Genomic DNA, 19,711 nt, shown 5'->3' on the forward strand with positions numbered 1-19,711 from the left:
GAACTGTTGTTTGTTCTTCATGCTAACTTCTTTCAATAATATGTCATTTGAGGCTTAAGGTAAAAGGCTTAAGGCGTAAGGTTCCAACCTTATACCCTACACCTTCACACCCTACACCTTAAATAAAAATATTCAGGTGCCTATATCGGTGGTGTCCACCTCTTCCCATTCCGAACAGAGAAGTTAAGCCCACCAGAGCCGATGGTACTGCGGTAACACGTGGGAGAGTAGGTCGGTGCCAGATCTTAAAGGGAAGCCCTTCAGCAGTAATGTTGAAGGGCTTTCTTGTTTTGTCCGCAGAGGGCATGGCGCACAGCGGTTTCCCGGCACTAAGGATTGGGGCACTAAGGCTTTGTTTCCCACAGATTATACCGATCTCCGCAGATAGCATTCCATCATCGTTTTAGATTCTTCCATCTTTTACAAGTTAAACGGACTTTGAACTTTTCCGGAACATTAAAGGGGTAAGCAGCTAAGCTTCGTTTCCCGCAGAAAACGCTGACCTCCGCAGAGACCATTCCATCATCCATTTTACATCTTACATCTTTACTCCTCTATTTTCTGTCCCGGGTAAAATAGCCCTGATGGTAGCGGCATCCCTTTTGGCTAATAAAAATTGTTTAAAAAATAAGGTTTCCCAAAAGGATAGAGCGTACAGCAGGACGGGACCTATCCCAAATGCTCGGGACACTGCGGTCCAAGACGAAAAAATTTTTTAACAATTAAGGAGTTGAGAAAAATTAAGGTTGTGCTCCCGCAGAAAGCGCTGATCCCCGCAGATAGCATTCCATCATCCGTTTTAGATTCTTCCAGCTTTACCATCAAAAAGCGAGCGGGACGGTACCTGACCCCAAAGCACAGTAAACTGCGCTCCAAAATAGATCAAATACGCTTGTTAAAAGATGTGAAAACTTTCATCCTGAAAGTAATAAAACCGTATTATTGTAGTAATACGTACATATGATGATGATGAATGTGAACCTTAAGAAATTAACTTTTCTCGCTATTATTTTGAGCTTAAATTTTAATGTTTTTGCACAAAGTAAGAATGTACAACTCCCCGCAAATTGGTTTAACCTCGATTTATTGGAAAATGGATATTTCGGTATCAGTACAGAGAAGGCTTATCGCGAACTTTTAAAAGATAAAAAACCTAAGCAAAATGTTGTGGTAGCCGTAATAGATGGTGGTGTAGATACTGCACATCCTGATCTAAAAGGTGTTTTATGGACAAATAAAAAAGAGATTCCTGGAAATGGAATAGATGATGATGGCAATGGTTATATTGATGATATTCATGGCTGGAATTTTATTGGCTCTAAAAAGGGCAACCTGGAGTTCGATAATTTAGAACTCGTTCGTTTGTTAAGAATTTATACGCCGAAATATCAGTCGACAACCAATTTAACACCATTAGACAGCTCACAAAAGGAAGAATTTAAACTGTATAAGAAAATGGTGGGCGATTTTGGTAAAAAATATGAAGATGCCAGTAATACCTTTTCAGTATTGATTGCCATTAACAAAGTTTTGGATACGGTAGCTAAAATAAGTAAAAAGGAAATCCCAACGATGGATGATGTGGATCGCTACAAAGCTGATGATGAAACTGAAGAGCAGGTAAAAACAATTATCAGGAAAGGTTCAAGGGAAGATGGAAGTTTCGAAAAATTTTATAAGAGTATTAAAGAGGGGTATAAGCAATACGATGCGATGTTGAAGTATAACTTAAATCCTAAATATGACATGCGCGCAGAACTGGTTGGCGACGACTACAGCAATGCTTACCAAAAGGATTATGGAAATAACGATGTAAAAGGTCCGGATGCTTTTCACGGTACGCATGTTTCAGGAATTATTGGCGCCGATCGTACCAATTCCTTAGGTATCATGGGGGTAGCCAATCATGTCAGTATCATGGCCATTAGGGTAGTACCGACGGGCGATGAACGTGATAAAGATGTAGCCAACGGCATCAGATATGCCGTAGATAATGGTGCGAAAGTAATTAACATGAGCTTTGGGAAAAGTTATAAGTGGGATAAAAAAGCGGTAGATTCTGCGGTAAAATATGCTGAACTTAAAGGGGTATTGCTAGTGCATGCAGCCGGAAATGATAATCAGAATAATGATCTGGAAGAAAATTTTCCCAATAAATTTTTTGACAGTAAAGAGGCAGATGCCTATAAAGAAGCCAATAAAAAGCCGGTCAAGCCAGATTTTACGCCACCGAAACCTATGGCACAAAATAATGGAATGGGTATGAGGCCACCTTATAACCGATCTACATTCGTAAAACCTATACCAATAGACTCTGCAAAGTTTAATCTTCCTCATGCCAATAATTGGATTGAAGTAGGTGCCAGTGCCTATAAAGATGATGATAATCTGAAAGCCAGTTTCTCCAATTATGGTAAATATACTGTAGATGTGTTTGCTCCCGGATTTTTAATTAATTCAACGATTCCTGATAATAAATATGAAGAGGCGGACGGAACGAGCATGGCTTCGCCTGTGGTGGCGGGTTTGGCGGCGCTGATCTTAAGTTATTACCCCGATTTAAAGCCGGCACAGGTAAGGGAAATTATTATGAAATCGGTTTCTAAAGTGGCCCATAAGGTGAAGTATAAAAATGAAAGAGGTGAAAACACCCGTGTACCTTTTAGTGAAATTTGTGTGAGTGGTGGGATTGTTAATGCCTATAACGCACTGAAATTGGCAGAGACGTATAAATAAGACAGGTTTTTAGTTTCTGGAGCGCAGGGTCATTGCAGCTTGTCCCCGTGCTCCGCTGTATCCCTTCGCTGCGCGTTCGGGGATGTCGCTTCGCCCGGGGCTAAACACCTTGGTTACTGCCCTGAATGAAATGACAATATCCTTAAAATCTAAGAATTCATGGTTTTAATAAACTCCTGGAACGTGCCAAATGGGTAGTTTTTTGCTTTCATCCATGAAATAAGCGCCTCCATGCGCTTAATCATTTTCACGCCCGTATTCTTCCTCACATAACCAGGGAAACCAAAGCGTTCAAAATCATTTAAGTCGGTAAATTCCCATGGATGAAAGTAAATATTCAGGTATTTATCTTTTTTATATGTCCAGCTGACTAAGGTTTTGTAAATACTTAAGGGCAGGTTATGGAAGGAAAGCCAGAATAACGGGAAACGAATCACCGGACTAACGGAAGCAGGAATCTGCAAAACGTTATCTTTAATAAAATGTGTTCGCGAAATATTGAAGTTATTGTAGCGTCCGGGCAAATAAGTTGGATTAATGGATGTATTGTAGGTATATCCGGCCTTTTCAATCTCCTTTTCATCAACTGGCATCATTCTCGCCATGCGATAACCTGTAATTTCTTTGCCCGAAAGTTCTTCTAGTTTTAATTTTGATTGAAGCAGATGTTCTGGCTTAAAGTTAGAATGATAATACCCGTGCGAAGCGAGTTCGTGTCCGGTTTCGGTAATCCTTTTAATCAGATCGGGAATATTTTCTGCAAAGGTAACGGTGCAGAAAAAGGTAGCCTTCACCCTGTATTTATCCAAAATATCTAAAATGGCAATGGTACCTGCCCTCGAAATGGCAATCTGATCTTCAAAAGAAATATCTTTTCCATACTCGAAAGGCATATCAAATTCTTCGATATCAAAACTTAACAGTACCATTTATTTTTGTTGAATATTAGTTGAACGAATAATGTAATTAGGGCGGTTTTTAGTTTGCATAAACATTTTACCTACGTAAATACCTATAATACCTAAGATAATGAGCTGTAGACCTCCAAAAAAAACAATGGTCATAATTACGGATGCCCAGCCAGAAACTTCTACATGGTTTACAAAGGCGTAGATAATATACGGCACATAAAGCACAGAGGCAAAAGACAGGATAAAACCCAGGTAAACTGCGGTGTAGAGCGGCTTGATGCTAAAAGAAGTAACGCCGTGCAAGGCTAACCTAAGCATTTTTTTAAGGGTGTATTTACTTTTACCTGAAAAACGTGCCGCCGGATTATATTTAATAGCATATTGCTTAAAACCCAGCCATTTTACCAGACCTCGAAGAAATGGCTCGTTTTCATGAAAATTACGGAAAACATTAACCACCCGCTGATCGAGCAGACGGAAATCTGCTGCTCCAGGCTCTAAATCGATATCAGAAAGCCAGTTTAATACTTTATAAAACAGGCTTGATGAGCTTCTCTTACCTTTAGATAGATTTTTATCTTCTTCACGAATGGTGTAAACCACTTCATAACCCGCTTCCCATTTTGCAATCATATCAGGAATCAGTTCCGGAGGGTGTTGCATATCGCAATCCATCGAAATTACACAATCGCCAAAAGCATGATCCATGCCTGCCTTAACAGCCAGTTGATGACCAAAATTTTTAGAAAATTCAAGGAAAAAGATATTACTTGCTGTTGAGGCATAATCTTTAATCTTTTCGAGCGTATGATCGGCACTACCATCATCTACCAATATCATCTCGTACTCGTAATTGATGGTTGAAAAAACTTGTTTAATACTTTCTGCAATGACAAAAATATTATCGGCTTCGTTGTAAGCAGGAATTACTATAGAAACTAACTTCTTCATTTATCGGTAATCAGATAAGACTCAAAATCTTCTTTCATCATTTGGTAGATTATAGTTAGCCAAATGATGACGCAAGGTAGGGCTTTAAGCGAATATAGACGAATAAATTCTTTAACCTGTCCTGGGAAAATATCCGTTGGAGACAGGCTGGTTAATATAAACGCAAAGATAAATAAACCAATGGTCCATCCTTTTTTTGGGGTCTGCTGCAGCATGAACCAAATGGCAACCCCTGCAAAAGCAATAATGTAAGTTGGCGATTCGGAACCGCTGCTAAATATCACCGTAAAAATCAATGTCGAAGCCAATAACATTAACCTAAAACCTAGATGTTTATACTGATTGATACGGACATAAGGCAAACCAAATAATATTAAACCACCTAGCAAAAAAGGGGTATTCGGAATGTTGATATTACCAGTTATACGCCTCACAATTCCCATTAAAGAAATATCCTGAAAAGATGTTAACGAGGCATTTAAATCATTTTTATGGGCTAAAGAATGATACCAGTCGCTATAGGATTGCATGACAAAAGCCGGCGAGGAAATAACCATGGGCAAGGCAAACAACCCCGCAAATGCAATAAAGCAGCCTAAAATAAATTTTAACTTATTTTTGGTGAAAAAGAAGAATGCCAGTCCAACAATCCCGTAAAGTTTAATCAACGTGCCTAAGGCAATAAAAAAAGCAGATTGTACTTCCTTCTTTTTGATCAGATAAGAGAAACTAAGCAATATTAATCCAGTCAGGGCGATGTTAAACTGGAAACTGAAGAGCGCGGTTAAGGTTTCATGTGCACAGATCCATGCTATTATTGTTCGCTTGTTAAGGGATATGGGGAGGCTGTAAATGCCCCAAAGTAATATAGTTACATTAGCGATGTTCCACAATATACAACCCAGGCCATCAGGCAATAAGGCAAAAGGCGCTATGAAAACAGAAAATACAGGCCCGTAATGGTTACTGTCTTGGTATTCGGGATAATTATTATATAGATTCTGCAAGTCTACAGTATGCCAGTAAACATATTTGAAGATCAGATAATTATTGTAAGAATGGTGGTGGTATTGTTTAAAACCAGCTACCAAAGCCAGTATGAGATAAACGGCAAATACACATTGCTTTTTTAAAAGTAATGAAGACAGTTTGTTGAGGTTATTTTTTGTGAAAATGTTCATTATGATTTGATGCCGCAATATAACTATTTCGTTACTTCAATACGAAATAGATCGTCGGAACCAGCAAGCCAATATTAATTAATTATGAAATTATTGATGGAATATCGATTTAGTAAATCATTTTACTAGTTTTATTAAGCTGAACCAAATAAATCATCAATCTTAAAAAAACTATGAGAAAATTACAACTACCACTTTTTGTGGCCTTGGTGCTAACCTTTAGTGCCTGTAAAAAAGAACAACAAGAAACTGAAAAATTTTCCGGACCAAAACTTAAAGAAAATGTAAATCCAAATGCGGCTTTATCAGGTTTTTCGCTTAATAACTGGATGAGCGTACTTGCCGATCAAAACAGCATAGCACTCATTTCTATCCCAGGTACGCACGATTCCGGCGCTACGATCGAACCTGTTTCAGGCACTGCAAAATGTCAGAACCTGAGCATTACCGATCAGTTAAATGCTGGCGTTCGTTATCTGGATATCCGCTGCAGGCACATAGACAATGCTTTTGCCATTCATCATGGAGCCATTTATCAAAATCTTAATTTTAATGACGTGCTGAATGCCTGTATCAATTTCCTGAACAGTCACCCAACAGAAGCCATTATTATGAGCGTAAAAGAAGAACATACCCCATCAAACAATAGCCGTTCTTTTGAGCAAACATTCGACAGTTATGTACAGCAAAATCCCGGCAAGTGGGATTTAGGAAACAACATTCCTACTTTGGGCAGTATCCGTGGGAAAATCAGACTTTTGCGAAGGTTCTCCGCATCATCGCCAAAAGGAATTGACGCTACGGCCTGGGCCGATAATACTACATTTGAGATCAATAACGCGGCAAATTTAAAAGTTCAGGATTTTTACAATGTTAATGATGTAAATACAAAGTGGACGAGAATAGAAACCTTGTTAAATGAAGCCAAAAATGATACATCAAATAAACTTTACCTGAATTATGCAAGTGGTTATAAAGCTGGTATATTCAGTATCCCGAGTATTACAACGGTATCGAATTTCATCAATCCAAAAATTACCACATTTTTTGCCAACAATACCCATGGGAAATTTGGAATTGTGGCACTTGACTTTATTGATTCGGGCAGAAGCCAATCAATTGTTAATACCAATTTCTAATATTAACGCAGTGATTTAATGGTTCAGTTTACTTAAAAAGGATGCACAGTCTAATCAGATAAAGTGCATCCTTAATGAAATATTATTTTACACTGCAAAAATTGTAAAGGAGGGGATATTTCCTATTATCCTACTTTGCTTTAAATCTTAAAACGGTAAATGAATAAGCCGGCAGCTTCAGTTGTCTGATTGCTTCAGAATCAATTTTTGTAACAACCGGAACAGCTCTCTTGTCATTCGGGTTGCCGGAAAGTACGGTTTTAAAGGCATTTTTCCCAAACTGTTGCTGATTGAAATCAAATGAGGTGTTTACATTTACCGGAAGCAGGTTAACCATTTTAACGACTAAATCTCCGGTTTTAGCATCTTTAACCATTGAACAGGCTATCCGTTTCCTCACGTTTTCTTGATTCGAAGAGAGTACCAAAGTTGATGGAATATACTCATCTCCGGCATTCTGTCCATATAGTTGTTGTACAAAGTAGCCTATAGTAGGTTTTACTTCTGTATTGTTAAAATAAATCAGATCAGGATCCCATTGGGTATGGCCCTCTTTGGCTAAAAGCGGGGCGTAAGAGGCCATGCTCACCACATCACCATTGCGTTCAAGTGAAAGGAGATACAAGGCCTCGGCAAGCGAGGTTTCCAGGTTTGTCCTGTTACCACCTGGTAAACTTGCCGCATATTCGCCTAGGTAAACTTTAGATTTAGAGCGATCGTAACTATCGTAAAAATCCTGATTATTGATAAACCAGCCTGGCGACTGGTAATAATGTTCGTCAATTATCGGTACATTAAGGTTTGATGCAATTTGCCAGCCAGCTTCATAGTCAGTTCCTTCAAAAAATGGACCTGCAGTGCCAATAACTGTAATTTCAGGGTGCGATTTTTTTAGGGCATTGTAAATCATCGTAAACCGTTCAGCAAATACCTCTGTAATCTGGTCTTCATTACCAATGCCAATATATTTCAGGTTAAATGGTTTGGGGTGTCCTGCTTCGGCACGTTTTTTCCCCCATTCAGTTTTTACATCGCCATTGGCGTATTCAATTAAATCTGCAATATCCTGTATATACTGCCCCATTTCACTCATTGGTATACCTCCCTGCTGGCCACCACCACCTGTGGCCGAATTCTGGCAAGGTACACCAGCAGCTATAACGGGAACGGGTGCAGCACCAATATCTTCACAAAACTGGAAATATTCATAATAACCAAGCCCCATAGTTTGATGATAGCCCCAAAGGTTTCGGTCTGGTTTGCGTGACGCTAAAGGTCCGATAGAGTTTTTCCATTTATAAATATTGGCAATACCATCTCCGTGGGCAAGGCAACCTCCCGGAAAACGTACAAAACGCGGATGTATAGCTCCAATGGCTTGTGCCAAATCCGACCTCAAGCCATTTTTGCGGCCCTTAAATGTGTTTTTTGGAAATAATGAAACCATATCAATTGCAATACGCCCTTGGTTAGCCATCACGATTTCGAGTTTTGCATGGCTTGCATCTACAGCAGACACTAAACTTAAAGCTGCTGTTTTCCAGTTGTTTGAAGTAATATTTAAATTTGATTTGGCCAAAATTCCTAGTTTGTCACTTACCAGCCTTACCTCAAGATTCATCCTTTTTGTATCCAGTAATTTCGCTGATAGTGAAAAATCGTAAGTTTCGCCTTTTTTTACTGTTATTCCATCAAAACCGCTATTTAGGATAGATGCCCCGGCAACAGGAATATCCAAAACTGCATAGTGCGGATTATTGGGATGGATTGGCGAAACCGAATCTATTTTCATCGTTGCACGGTCGCCTTTCAATGTCCAGGCGTAACTGCTGTTCCAGTTTTGGTCATTATACTCTTTATCGCGAAGGTGATATTCGAAATCCCGGTTTTGAATCAGTTCTGCATACAATCCTCCATCAGCCGCATAATTTAAATCTTCGAAAAATACACCTGTTAGCATGTTGCTGATCGGCTTTGTCTGATCAGGTTGGAAAGTTATCTTGGCCTCTACATTTTTAAGACCTGCAAAACGCACGGCATCATCTTTAGTTGTCTCTCCATTCTGTTTATTTTTGTAATCCTTTAACTCATATGTTTTTTTCAAACCCAAAATAACTTTCCATGGCAAACGGTACACCTGACCCATACCGGCATGGGGTAGATTAACAGCAGTACGCAGGTCATGATAAGCTGATGCGGGCACTTCTTTTATAGGGCTGTAATGGCTTAAATCTTTGGTTTTGGTTTGAAAATACTTTTCGTCGGCATCCGCATAGGTTACGGTATATTCATCAAGATTAGGGTTATAGGCAATAACCGGACGTAAAACATTCTTACCCTGATTTACATAGGGGTAGCTTTGCGGGTTCCAGCTGATCAGATCTTCAGAAGTTGAAGTTGCAAATTGTAATGTATGGTTATTCAGGCTCCAGATGCATACCCACAGTCCGTTTTTACCCTGAATAAGGAAAGGTGTTATCATTTTTTTCTCGCTTCCCCATCGGCCATAATCACTCTTTAAAAAGGTATAATCATTTCCTATCGGCGTCCAGTTCTGTTTATCCAAACTCCAGGCAAACCGAAGTCCGTTGGCATTGTAAGCGAATAAATAAGCCGAATCAGGCTCGTTGGCTGTTTTTTTGTTGATGGCCAATACATTTGCAGCCATGAAGATGAATGCGGCAAAAAGCCAAAACTTTCTTTTCATTTTCTGTTAAAATTTAGTCGTTAAATTCAACAATGCATCAGCAGCAAAACGATTCGGGCTTGCTCAGGAGTGATGATTTTGGTTAGAATTTTTTCTAAATTAAATAATAATCGTCATTATAACGATTATTATTTTGATTCTCTTACAGCGAAATACTTTAGTAAGCGCGTATAACCGATACCAATATGAAAAAAACCTTTCCAAAATGGAAGGGTTTTTTAATGCCTGCTTGAGGGTTAAAGTAGATGATTGTTGTTTAAAGTATTGATTGTCACCTATTTAATTGTGTGTTCTCTTTTCTGGTATAAGAGTTGGCTACTGGCCTGTAAAATCATTACAATCATGACAATATTATTTTTCTTAATCCTGGTGCTGCTCTGCTGGGCTACTTACAAATCAATAAACTGGTTCGAAAAAATCTAACACTATGATCGCATTATTTATGATCGCCGTCGCCGTATTTATCTATATGATTTACGTGCTGATCAAACCCGAAAAATTTTAATCCTTCCTCCGTCAATGGAGTATTTAACAAATTAAAAAATGAATACTGAATTAACAGGCATTATAGCCACATTTCTGCTCACCCTGGTTATTGCTATACCTCTAGGTAAATACCTGGCCAAGGTTTTTGCAGGAGAAAAAGTCTGGACAGATTTTTTGAAACCAGTTGAAGCTGGTATTTACAAGCTTTCCGGAATCAATATCAAAGAACAGATGAACTGGAAACAGCAGTTGAAAGCACTGTTTACCATTAATGTCCTATGGTTGTTCTATGGATTTTTTGTACTTATTTTTCAGGATAAACTTCCGTTTAACCCGGATGGGAATCCTGGAATGACACCTGACCTGGCTTTTAACACCATTATCAGCTTTGTTGCCAACTGTAATCTACAACATTATTCAGGTGAGAGTGGCGTAAGTTACCTTACCCAGCAATATGTGCTGATGTTTCTTCAGTTTGTAAGCGCGGCAACAGGTATTGCTGCTGCAGTAGTGCTTTTTAAAGCATTTAGAGATAAAACAACAACCGAGCTTGGCAATTTCTGGGAATTTTTTGTAAAATCCATTACACGTTTATTGCTGCCATTATCTTTTATAATGGCTTTGATCTTAACCTTTAATGGTACACCAGCCAGTTATGAGGGGAAAGATAAATTCATTTCATTGCAAGGCGATACCGTTAATGTTTCGAGGGGACCAGCTGCTCAAATGATCGCGATTAAACATTTAGGTACAAATGGCGGAGGTTATTTTGGAGCCAATTCGGCACATCCTTTCGAAAACCCGAGTTATTTTACCAATATGGTTGAGCTGATTGCACAGGTTATTATTCCGATTGCCATGGTAATTGCATTCGGCTATTTTATCCGCAGAAAAAAAATGGCCTGGACCATTTTTGGGGTGATGACCATCGGTTTATTTATGCTGTTGCTTCCTATGCTTAGTTCAGAACTAGGCGGGAATCCAGCCTTAGCCAAAATGGGTATTTCACAAACAACCGGGGCGATGGAAGGTAAAGAAGTGCGCTTCGGTCCGGCTGCCTCTGCCTATTGGGCAACCGTAACTACCATTATTTCTACAGGTTCCGTAAACAGCATGCACGATAGTACCATGCCAATGTCGGGTACCTGGCAGTTATTGGGGATGATGATCAACTCATTCTACGGAGGTTGTGGTGTTGGTTTATTAAATTACTTCATTTATTTGATTGTTGCCGTGTTTATTTCAGGCCTGATGGTGGGCAGAACGCCGGAGTTTCTGGGACATAAGGTAGAAGCCAGAGAAATTAAAATTGCGGCCATTATTACTTTGTTGAGTCCGTTTTTAATCCTTGCCGGAACTGCAATCGCAAGTTATATATTCACCAATTATGGCAATGCTGCATGGGCTGTTCAGCCTAAAAACTGGCTCAATAATCCTGGTTTCCATGGCTTCTCTGAAATGCTGTATGAAATGACTTCATCTAATGCCAACAACGGTTCCGGCTTTGAGGGGCTTGGAGATAACAATATATTCTGGAATCTATCTACCGGTATAGTGATCTTCCTGGGGCGTTTCCTGCCAATTATAGGCCCGGTTGCCGTCGCTGGATTACTAGGCGCTAAAAAATTCATCCCTGAATCGGCCGGTACACTTAAAACAGATACCAAAACCTTTGCACTGATGACTTTTGCGGTTATCATTGTTTTAAACGCACTTTCTTATTTCCCTGCCCTGGCTTTAGGTCCGTTGGCAGAATACTTTACTCACTAGGATGGAAAAAGTAAGATGGATAATGGAAAATGCGCAATTAACGCCTACATCATCCATCACACATCTTCCATCATACATAAATAAATAATATGAAACCCAATAATAAATTGTTCGAACCTGCCTTGGTGCAGACCGCGCTAAAACAATCTTTCATTAAGCTTGATCCTAGGGCAATGGTACGGAACCCCGTTATGTTTACCGTAGAAATCGGAACCCTGATCATGGCTTATGTTACGGTATACTCTTTCAGCCATACCGGACAAGGAGCGCCCTTATACAACTTCTTCATCTTTTTAGTTTTATTGCTTACCGTTTTGTTTGCAAACTTCGCTGAAGCCATTGCAGAGGCAAGAGGTAAGGCACAGGCCGACAGCCTTCGTAAAACAAGAGAAGAAACACCTGCAAAAGTGCTTCTGGATAATGGAAGTATCGAAATCCGTTCTTCTAACCAGTTAAAAAAAGGTGATGTATTTATATGTGAAGCAGGCGATACGATTCCAACGGATGGAGAGATTATTGAAGGTATTGCTACTATTGACGAATCGGCCATTACGGGTGAGTCTGCTCCGGTAATCCGCGAATCAGGAGGTGATAAGTCTTCGGTAACCGGTGGAACAAAAGTTTTATCTGATGAGATTAAAGTTCAGGTAAGTACAGCTCCGGGAGAAAGCTTTTTAGATAAGATGATTGCCTTGGTTGAAGGTGCATCACGTCAGAAAACACCAAACGAGATTGCTTTAACTATTCTGCTGGCCAGTTTTACACTGGTATTCATCATTGTATGCGTAACCCTGAAACCTTTTGCTGATTATGCCAATACACCGATCACCATTGCCGCGTTGATTTCGCTTTTTGTATGCCTGATCCCAACTACTATCGGCGGACTTTTATCTGCCATTGGTATTGCCGGAATGGACAGGGCCTTAAGGGCAAACGTAATTACCAAATCGGGTAAAGCGGTTGAAACAGCAGGCGATATTGATGTATTGCTATTAGACAAAACCGGAACCATTACCATCGGTAACCGTAAAGCCACCAATTTTTATCCAACTGCAGGTGTAAGTATTAAAGTTTTTACAGATGCCTGTGTATTAAGTTCTTTGGCAGATGAAACTCCGGAGGGAAAATCAATCATTGAACTGGCCGCCGAACAGGGTGTTCAATCTACCGGAACGCCAGAAGGATCTGTTTTTATCAAGTTTACTGCCGAAACCCGTTCGAGCGGACTAGATACTGCCGATGGTAAAAGGATCAGAAAAGGTGCTTTTGATTCGATCAGGAACATGGTGCAAAAAGCCGGAAATCATTTTCCTTCTGATATTGAAGATCATGTAAAAACCATCGCTACCAATGGCGGTACACCTTTAGTGGTAGCTGAAAATGAAAAAGCCCTTGGTGTAATCGAATTACAGGATATTATTAAACCCGGCATCAGCGAACGTTTTGAACGCTTAAGGAAAATGGGGGTAAAAACAGTAATGGTAACCGGAGATAACCCGTTGACCGCTAAATACATTGCAGAGAAAGCGGGTGTTGATGATTTTATTGCCGAGGCCAAACCTGAGGATAAAATGAATTACATTAAAGATGAACAAACCCTGGGTAAGCTGGTAGCGATGATGGGTGATGGTACCAATGATGCACCTGCTTTGGCACAGGCCGATGTGGGTGTTGCCATGAACAGCGGAACACAGGCCGCTAAGGAAGCTGGTAACATGGTTGATTTGGATAATGATCCTACCAAACTGATTGAGATTGTAGAAATCGGTAAACAATTGTTGATTACCCGCGGTACATTAACCACTTTTTCCATTGCAAATGATGTGGCCAAGTATTTTGCCATTGTTCCGGCTTTATTTATCGCTTCAATACCAGCGCTGCAAAGTCTGAATATTATGGGCTTGCATTCGCCAGAATCGGCAATCATGTCGGCAGTAATTTTTAACGCCATCATTATCCCGATCCTGATCCCGTTGGCTTTAAAAGGTGTGGCTTATAAACCCATAGGAGCAACTGCTTTATTACGCAGAAACCTGTTTATCTATGGTATTGGTGGGGTAGCAGCCCCGTTTATAGGGATTAAAATAATTGATTTATTAGTCGGTCTGTTTGTATAAATGTCAATTTGAGCGCAGAATCTTTAGATATGGGATAGCAGAAAAATAAGCACTATTAGCAGATAAAGATGCTTCGCAATTCAGCATGACACCAAGAAAATTTAAAAAGAAAACAAAATGAAAAAGTACATCATTCAATCTATCCGCTTAACACTTGTATTATTAGTACTGTTATGCGTAATATATCCTGTTACTGTTGCCTTTATCGGCAAAATGTCTAAAGGAAACGGGGGAGGAGAAAAAATCACCAAAAATGGTAAAACGGTAGGTTATGCCTTATTGGACCAGTCGTTTACTAAACCGCAATATTTCTGGGGAAGGCCATCGGCTGTGGCCTACAATGCGGCAGGTTCTGCAGGTTCCAACAAAGGACCATCAAATCCTGATTATTTAAAAGAAGTGCAATCCCGTATTGATACTTTATTGAAATATAACCCTGGTATCAAAAAATCTGATATCCCCGCCGATATGGTTACTGCATCAGGAAGCGGACTTGACCCAAATATTTCGGAACAAGGCGCTGCGATTCAGGTTGACAGAGTTGCTGCGGCACGTAAAATCGATGTGAAAAAGGTAAAAGAACTGGTGGCCATGAATACACTGAAACCATTTATGGGGGTATTTGGCCCGTCGTCAGTAAATGTGTTAAAATTAAACCTTGCCCTTGATGCGCTTTAGTTTTAATATCGTCCTTTCGACTGTAGCGGAGAGATCTAAAATCACTCGTTTAAAGATCTCTCCATTCCACTGCGTTCCAGTCGAGATGACGACCGTTTATAACAAACAATTTCCCAAAACAATAACAACGGCAATGCAATAAGGCCTGGTATCAAAGAAATCTGGGCCTTAGGCTTTGCCCAATATAAAACAATCAGATAAAATGAAAAAAATACTATTACTTGCCGTTACACTCGCTACAGGATCTATTGCCAAAGCACAGGAAGAACCTAAAATTAAAGTAACGGGATACCTTGAGGCTTATTATGGATACGACTTTAATCAACCTGCAGACCACAACCGTCCTGGTTTTATATATTCGCATAACCGCACAAACGAAGTAAACCTGAACCTTGGTTTTATCAAGGCTGCTTATGATAGCGGAATGATCAGGGCTAATTTAGCGGTAATGGCCGGAACTTATGCCAATGCCAACCTGGCTGCCGAGCCTGGCGTATTAAAAAATATCTTGGAGGCCAATGCAGGTGTGAAATTATCCAAAACAGAAAATCTTTGGATCGATGCCGGAATCTTTTCTTCGCACATCGGTTTCGAAAGCGCAGTTTCAAAAGATTGTTGGGTGCTGACCAGAAATATTTCTTCAGAAAATACACCTTATTATGAATCGGGTGCAAAAATTACTTATGGCACTAAAGACGGTAAATTTACGGCTAGCGCACTATACCTGAACGGATGGCAGCGCATTAGCCGCCAGAATGGAAACAGTAAACCTGCCGGCGGACTTCAGCTTATCTGGAAACCGACAGATAGAATTACGGTAAACTATAGTAATTATCTTGGAACGGAAGGTGTTGATTCAGTTAGGGTTAATCGGTTTTACCACAACATTTATGGCATCTTCCAGCTAACCGATAAATTTGGTGTAACCCTTGGATTTGATTATGGTACGCAACAAAAGCAAAAAGGCAGCAGTGATAAAAACGAAGTCATTTCTCCGGTAGCTATTGCACAATACAAGTTTGCACCAAAATGGGCCGTTGCCGGAAGGTTTGAATATTATGAGGATAAAAACGGTATCTTTATTCCAACTGGCACGCCACAGGGTTTTAAAACCAAAGGTTATTCTTTAAATCTTGATTATTCGCCAATAGCCAATGCTGTTGTAAGGCTGGAGGGAAAAGCCTACGATAGCAAAGACAAAATTTTTGCCAGGGAAGGTGCTGCGGTTAATGCCAATGCAAGTTTAACGGCGAGTATTGCGGTATCGTTTTAGCATACCAAAGCTTTCGTCCTTTAGAGCGGAGCAAGGCGCAGTCGAGAAATCTTTCGATACAGATCTCTCCACTCCGTTGCACTTCAGTCGAGATGACGTTCATTTTCGAAAAAAATAAAAGCATGCACCCTTATAGAAATCATATTCAGCTTGTTTTTAGCTTTCTTAGGAATATTTATGATATGGAAATTAAATTCTTTTAAAAAAAAACAGGGCCGGTTGCAAAAAAAAGAAGTTCTACTAATAGAAAAAGGAATCATGAATGTTAGCTGGTAAACATTGTGGAAGAAGAACAAAAAGAAGAATCGGTCAGGCATTTTTTAGACCTGGTTAAAAAATCCAGGCGCGGAAAGCTTAAAATCTATATGGGCATGAGTGCTGGTGTGGGTAAAACTTACCGAATGCTTCAGGAATCGCATGCCTTGCTTCGAAATGGCGTAGATGTCTGTATCGGTTATGTAGAAACCCATAAAAGGGCGGAAACAGAAGCACTTGTTGCAGGCTTGCCGATTATTCCAAGACGGAAAATCTTTTATCGGGGCAAAGAAATAGAGGAAATGGATCTCAAGGGGATCCTGAACCGCCATCCCGAAATTGTGATTGTGGACGAACTTGCCCATACCAATGTTGAGGGCAGTAAAAACACTAAACGCTGGCAGGATGTTTTCGATCTGCTCGAAGCAGGGATCAGCGTTATTTCTGCAGTAAACATTCAGCACCTGGAAAGTATTAATGAAGAAATTGAGCAGATTACTGGTATTGCCATTACCGAACGGATCCCGGATAAGATATTAGAAATTGCCGATGAAATCGTAAATATCGACCTTACTGCTGACGAATTGGTTACCCGCCTTAAAGAAGGCAAAATTTATGAGCAGTCAAAAATTGAAAGAGCGTTAGCTAACTTTTTTCAGTCTGATAAAATCCTTCAATTGCGCGAACTGGCTTTAAAAGAAGTAGTGCATCAGGTGGAACGGAAAATCCAGACTGAAATTCCCAAATCGATTAAGCTCAGGCCCGAACGTTTTTTGGCCTGTATTTCATCTAATGCCGAAACTGCGGGAATAGTGATCCGCAAAACAGCAAGACTGGCTTCCTATTACCGATCGCCGTGGATGGTATTGTATGTGCAGCGCGAGAACGAAAGTATGGAAAGGATTAAATTGGACAAGCAGCGCCATTTGATCAACCATTTTAAACTGGCTACCGAACTGGGTGCAGAAGTCATTAAAATTAAAAGTAACGCCATTACCAAAACCATCATTGATGTTGCTAGTGAAAAGGAAATTACAACGATATGTATCGGCAAGCCCCATCTTAATATTTTTCAGGTAATTTTACGTACACCGGTATTTAACGGACTGTTAAAAAATCTGGGCATGAAAGATATTGATCTCGTGATTTTATCATAAAAAATTTACTCCATGTCTTGAGATTAGCTTCCAGTTTATAAAATCGTAAGGCGCAGAACTTTATAGCTGCCTATTACCGTGTGCCTGGTATCTTGTTTGATATTAGACCGGTTGGTTCTAGAAACTACCTTATCCAAATAAAATTTTATGAATGCATTCTGCCGTGTGGCACGGTAGTTTTTTCACAGCTGTGGTTGTTTTCAGGATTCCATCAGTATAAATTAGATTGCTGGATTTGGTCTTGAAGATTTCAGGCCGCTGATCGGCTTATCATCAGCTTTGTCTTACTCTTGTCGTATATCCACAGTTCTACTTTTCTCAAATTTATCAAAACTATATCTTTTGTGTGGGGTTAAAATAATAGGACCTATGAAAAGCGATATGGAAAGAAATGATACGAAAACACGTCTGATTAATGAGATTACCACTACAGGTTTACAAAGTGCAGCGAAGAAATTAGGGGCTCCGGCAAGTAAAAGACAGATCAGGAAAGGTGTTTCTAAAAACATCAGTTTAATAGATGAGCTGTTGCGTCTTGCTTTAATTAAAAACAAAGATGCATCAAAACAAGTGCAGCGCAATATTGAGTTTGTTGGTCTTGGGGTAATAGCTGCACATACTTTTTACAAGGGTTTTAAAAAGAAAAAACCCTTGTGGATTTATGAAGGCATTTTCTTAACGGCGGCACTTGGCGGCGTGTTATTGGCTACGCAACTTAAAGCAGTAAAAAACAAAATTTATCAGTAAGGCCATCAGTTGCAGTACGATAAATATCATGGTATAAACTACTTTAAATAATTCTACGGGTGTCTTAAATTTTGAATCTATTTTTATCAGTAAATGAATTATGATATTGCCTTAATCGCTATATTTGATTACTAATTTTAAGCTTATGTTGTTATTTGCGGTTCCACTATATTTTATTGCTTTTTTTGATTGGATTGTTTATACGGTTTTGATTAAGAAAAACCTGAAACAAAATATGCCAATGTTTTATTTTGGATGTGCTTTTAGCTTAATCTGGGCGGTGATTATTACAATTTCCTATATTTAAATAGCTAATCTTTAGCTTTCGAATCTCTCCTAAAAGATATGCCTCCACTGACATAAGTCTGTCACAATGTATGCTAGATTTGCGGTATGCTTATTAATTTTTTTCCCGCCAAGGGCAAACAGATTAAATTAGCTGTGAAATTTAAACTGCATTTTTAAGGAATGGATATTACCAAAAGATTTGACCGGATATTACAGCTATTTTTTCTTTTACAATCTAAATCTGTAGTTACTGCGGAAGAATTACAAAAACGGTTCGAAATCAGTTTGAGGACGATTTACAGGGATTTAAAGGCCCTGGAGATGGCCGGAATACCGATCGTAAATGAACCGGGAAGTGGTTATTCGATTATGGAAGGTTTTAGGTTACAGCCATCCAGGTTTAGCCAGGAAGAAATTCTCAGTTTAATGGTTGCTGAAAAAGTGATGCAGAAACATGAAACAGAATTTGTTAAAAAACATTTTGATGCCGCACTCATCAAAATAAAAAGCTCTTTCCAGGTGCATCAAAAAAAAGATTTTCTGCATTTAGAAGATACCGTACATCTTAAAAATGATTTTAAATCCAATGATTACCTGCCCAACATTATCGATGTATTGCTCAATAGCACGTTAAAGAAGAAGATAACCCGCATCGATTACCTCAAAAGTAGTGATGTTTATCCGGTTGGTAGATCTGTAGAACCTATAGGTATATTTTATGAACATGGTTTCTGGTATCTTTTGGCCTATTGCCATTTAAGGAAAGATTACCGAAATTTTAGGTTGGACAGGATTAAAAAAGTTTCGGTACTTGAAGAAAATTTTACCATTTCACACCCGCCAATTCATGAGTTCCGTGATAAAGGCTTGTCTGAAAACAAAACGAAAATCGAACTCAGGGTAGATCGGAAGTACGCCCACTACCTATACTGGGACCGCCAGATTTTCGGATTCAGGGAAGAGGAAATTTCGGATGATTTTGTGTTGATGTATTTCGATTGTTCCCTCTCTATTGTTTCTTTTGTACGATGGTTTATTAAATTCGTTGATGTAGCTGAAATTATAGAACCAGCCCATTTAAATCATGAACTGGTAGAAATCATGGAATCTGGTTTAAAAAGGATAAAAAACAAAGGGGCTATCTCATAAATTATAATTCGCTTGGAATTTGTCACGTTGAGCCTGTCGAAAAACTTTATCAGAAATCTAAAAGAAGTCTTCGACAAGCTACCATTGACGTTATTTTGTAATTACCTATTAATGAGCAGAATGCGGCATCATGCATTTCCGTATAGCTAGGCCATAGCACCGTATC

14 protein-coding genes and 1 rRNA gene are annotated in these 19,711 nt (G+C 39.4%); 11 read left to right on the forward strand and 4 right to left on the reverse strand.

What is annotated here, in order from left to right; translation table 11 throughout:
• Positions 1–132 precede the first annotated feature (132 nt).
• Both rrf and BM107_RS24165 read left to right on the forward strand, forming a co-directional pair.
• A 5S ribosomal RNA gene (rrf, locus tag BM107_RS24160) occupies positions 133–244 on the forward strand.
• Between the two features lie 722 nt (positions 245–966).
• Complete coding sequence (locus BM107_RS24165; RefSeq protein ID WP_090988325.1) at positions 967–2,736, forward strand: S8 family peptidase; 1,770 nt, start codon at positions 967–969, stop codon at positions 2,734–2,736.
• A gap of 149 nt (positions 2,737–2,885) precedes the next feature.
• On the opposite strand, the gene BM107_RS24170 is transcribed toward BM107_RS24165, so the two are convergent.
• Genes BM107_RS24170 through BM107_RS24180 form a run of 3 tightly spaced genes read right to left on the reverse strand, consistent with a single transcriptional unit; the run spans position 2,886 to position 5,779 of the window.
• Positions 2,886–3,665 (reverse strand): polysaccharide deacetylase family protein, encoded by a 780-nt coding sequence (locus BM107_RS24170; protein WP_090988302.1) that lies wholly within the window; start codon positions 3,663–3,665, stop codon positions 2,886–2,888.
• Positions 3,666–4,598, reverse strand: coding sequence for a glycosyltransferase family 2 protein (locus BM107_RS24175; RefSeq protein WP_090988304.1), 933 nt, complete (start codon positions 4,596–4,598; stop codon positions 3,666–3,668).
• Positions 4,595–5,779 carry a glycosyltransferase family 87 protein gene (locus BM107_RS24180; protein WP_090988306.1) on the reverse strand — a complete coding sequence of 395 codons (1,185 nt, stop codon included), beginning with the start codon at positions 5,777–5,779 and terminating at the stop codon, positions 4,595–4,597. Before BM107_RS24180 ends, BM107_RS24175 begins: the two co-directional genes overlap by 4 nt.
• Positions 5,780–5,952: 173 nt before the next feature.
• Here BM107_RS24180 and BM107_RS24185 point away from each other — a divergent pair, with 173 nt between their 5' ends.
• Positions 5,953–6,918, forward strand: a complete 966-nt coding sequence (locus BM107_RS24185) for a phosphatidylinositol-specific phospholipase C (RefSeq protein ID WP_090988308.1) — start codon at positions 5,953–5,955, stop codon at positions 6,916–6,918.
• 130 nt (positions 6,919–7,048) lie between these two features.
• On the opposite strand, the gene BM107_RS24190 is transcribed toward BM107_RS24185, so the two are convergent.
• On the reverse strand, positions 7,049–9,625 hold the full coding sequence (locus BM107_RS24190) for an alpha-L-arabinofuranosidase C-terminal domain-containing protein (RefSeq protein WP_244278903.1): 2,577 nt from the start codon (positions 9,623–9,625) through the stop codon (positions 7,049–7,051).
• Between the two features lie 442 nt (positions 9,626–10,067).
• Here BM107_RS24190 and BM107_RS25385 point away from each other — a divergent pair, with 442 nt between their 5' ends.
• From BM107_RS25385 to BM107_RS24230, 8 genes are all read left to right on the forward strand, one after another.
• A complete protein-coding gene (locus tag BM107_RS25385) occupies positions 10,068–10,130 on the forward strand; it encodes a potassium-transporting ATPase subunit F (protein WP_387507684.1) in 63 nt (20 codons plus the stop codon).
• 38 nt (positions 10,131–10,168) lie between these two features.
• Positions 10,169–11,881 (forward strand): potassium-transporting ATPase subunit KdpA, encoded by a 1,713-nt coding sequence (gene kdpA / locus BM107_RS24200; RefSeq protein ID WP_090988311.1) that lies wholly within the window; start codon positions 10,169–10,171, stop codon positions 11,879–11,881.
• 89 nt (positions 11,882–11,970) lie between these two features.
• Positions 11,971–13,998, forward strand: a complete 2,028-nt coding sequence (kdpB, locus tag BM107_RS24205) for a potassium-transporting ATPase subunit KdpB (RefSeq protein WP_090988313.1) — start codon at positions 11,971–11,973, stop codon at positions 13,996–13,998.
• Positions 13,999–14,115: 117 nt separating this feature from the next.
• The gene (locus BM107_RS24210) at positions 14,116–14,676 is read left to right on the forward strand and encodes a K(+)-transporting ATPase subunit C (protein WP_090988315.1); all 561 of its coding nucleotides are present in this window, start codon (positions 14,116–14,118) and stop codon (positions 14,674–14,676) included.
• Positions 14,677–14,878: 202 nt separating this feature from the next.
• Positions 14,879–15,949 (forward strand): porin, encoded by a 1,071-nt coding sequence (locus BM107_RS24215; RefSeq protein ID WP_090988316.1) that lies wholly within the window; start codon positions 14,879–14,881, stop codon positions 15,947–15,949.
• 281 nt (positions 15,950–16,230) lie between these two features.
• Positions 16,231–17,361 carry a histidine kinase gene (locus BM107_RS24220; protein ID WP_090988318.1) on the forward strand — a complete coding sequence of 377 codons (1,131 nt, stop codon included), beginning with the start codon at positions 16,231–16,233 and terminating at the stop codon, positions 17,359–17,361.
• A gap of 369 nt (positions 17,362–17,730) precedes the next feature.
• Positions 17,731–18,108 (forward strand): hypothetical protein, encoded by a 378-nt coding sequence (locus BM107_RS24225; protein ID WP_090988320.1) that lies wholly within the window; start codon positions 17,731–17,733, stop codon positions 18,106–18,108.
• 468 nt (positions 18,109–18,576) lie between these two features.
• Positions 18,577–19,545: a helix-turn-helix transcriptional regulator gene (locus tag BM107_RS24230; protein WP_090988322.1), complete on the forward strand. Its 969-nt coding sequence runs from the start codon at positions 18,577–18,579 to the stop codon at positions 19,543–19,545.
• Positions 19,546–19,711 lie beyond the last annotated feature (166 nt).

The organism is Pedobacter suwonensis (assembly GCF_900111825.1).
In the GTDB taxonomy this organism is placed as follows: Bacteria; Bacteroidota; Bacteroidia; order Sphingobacteriales; family Sphingobacteriaceae; genus Pedobacter; species Pedobacter suwonensis.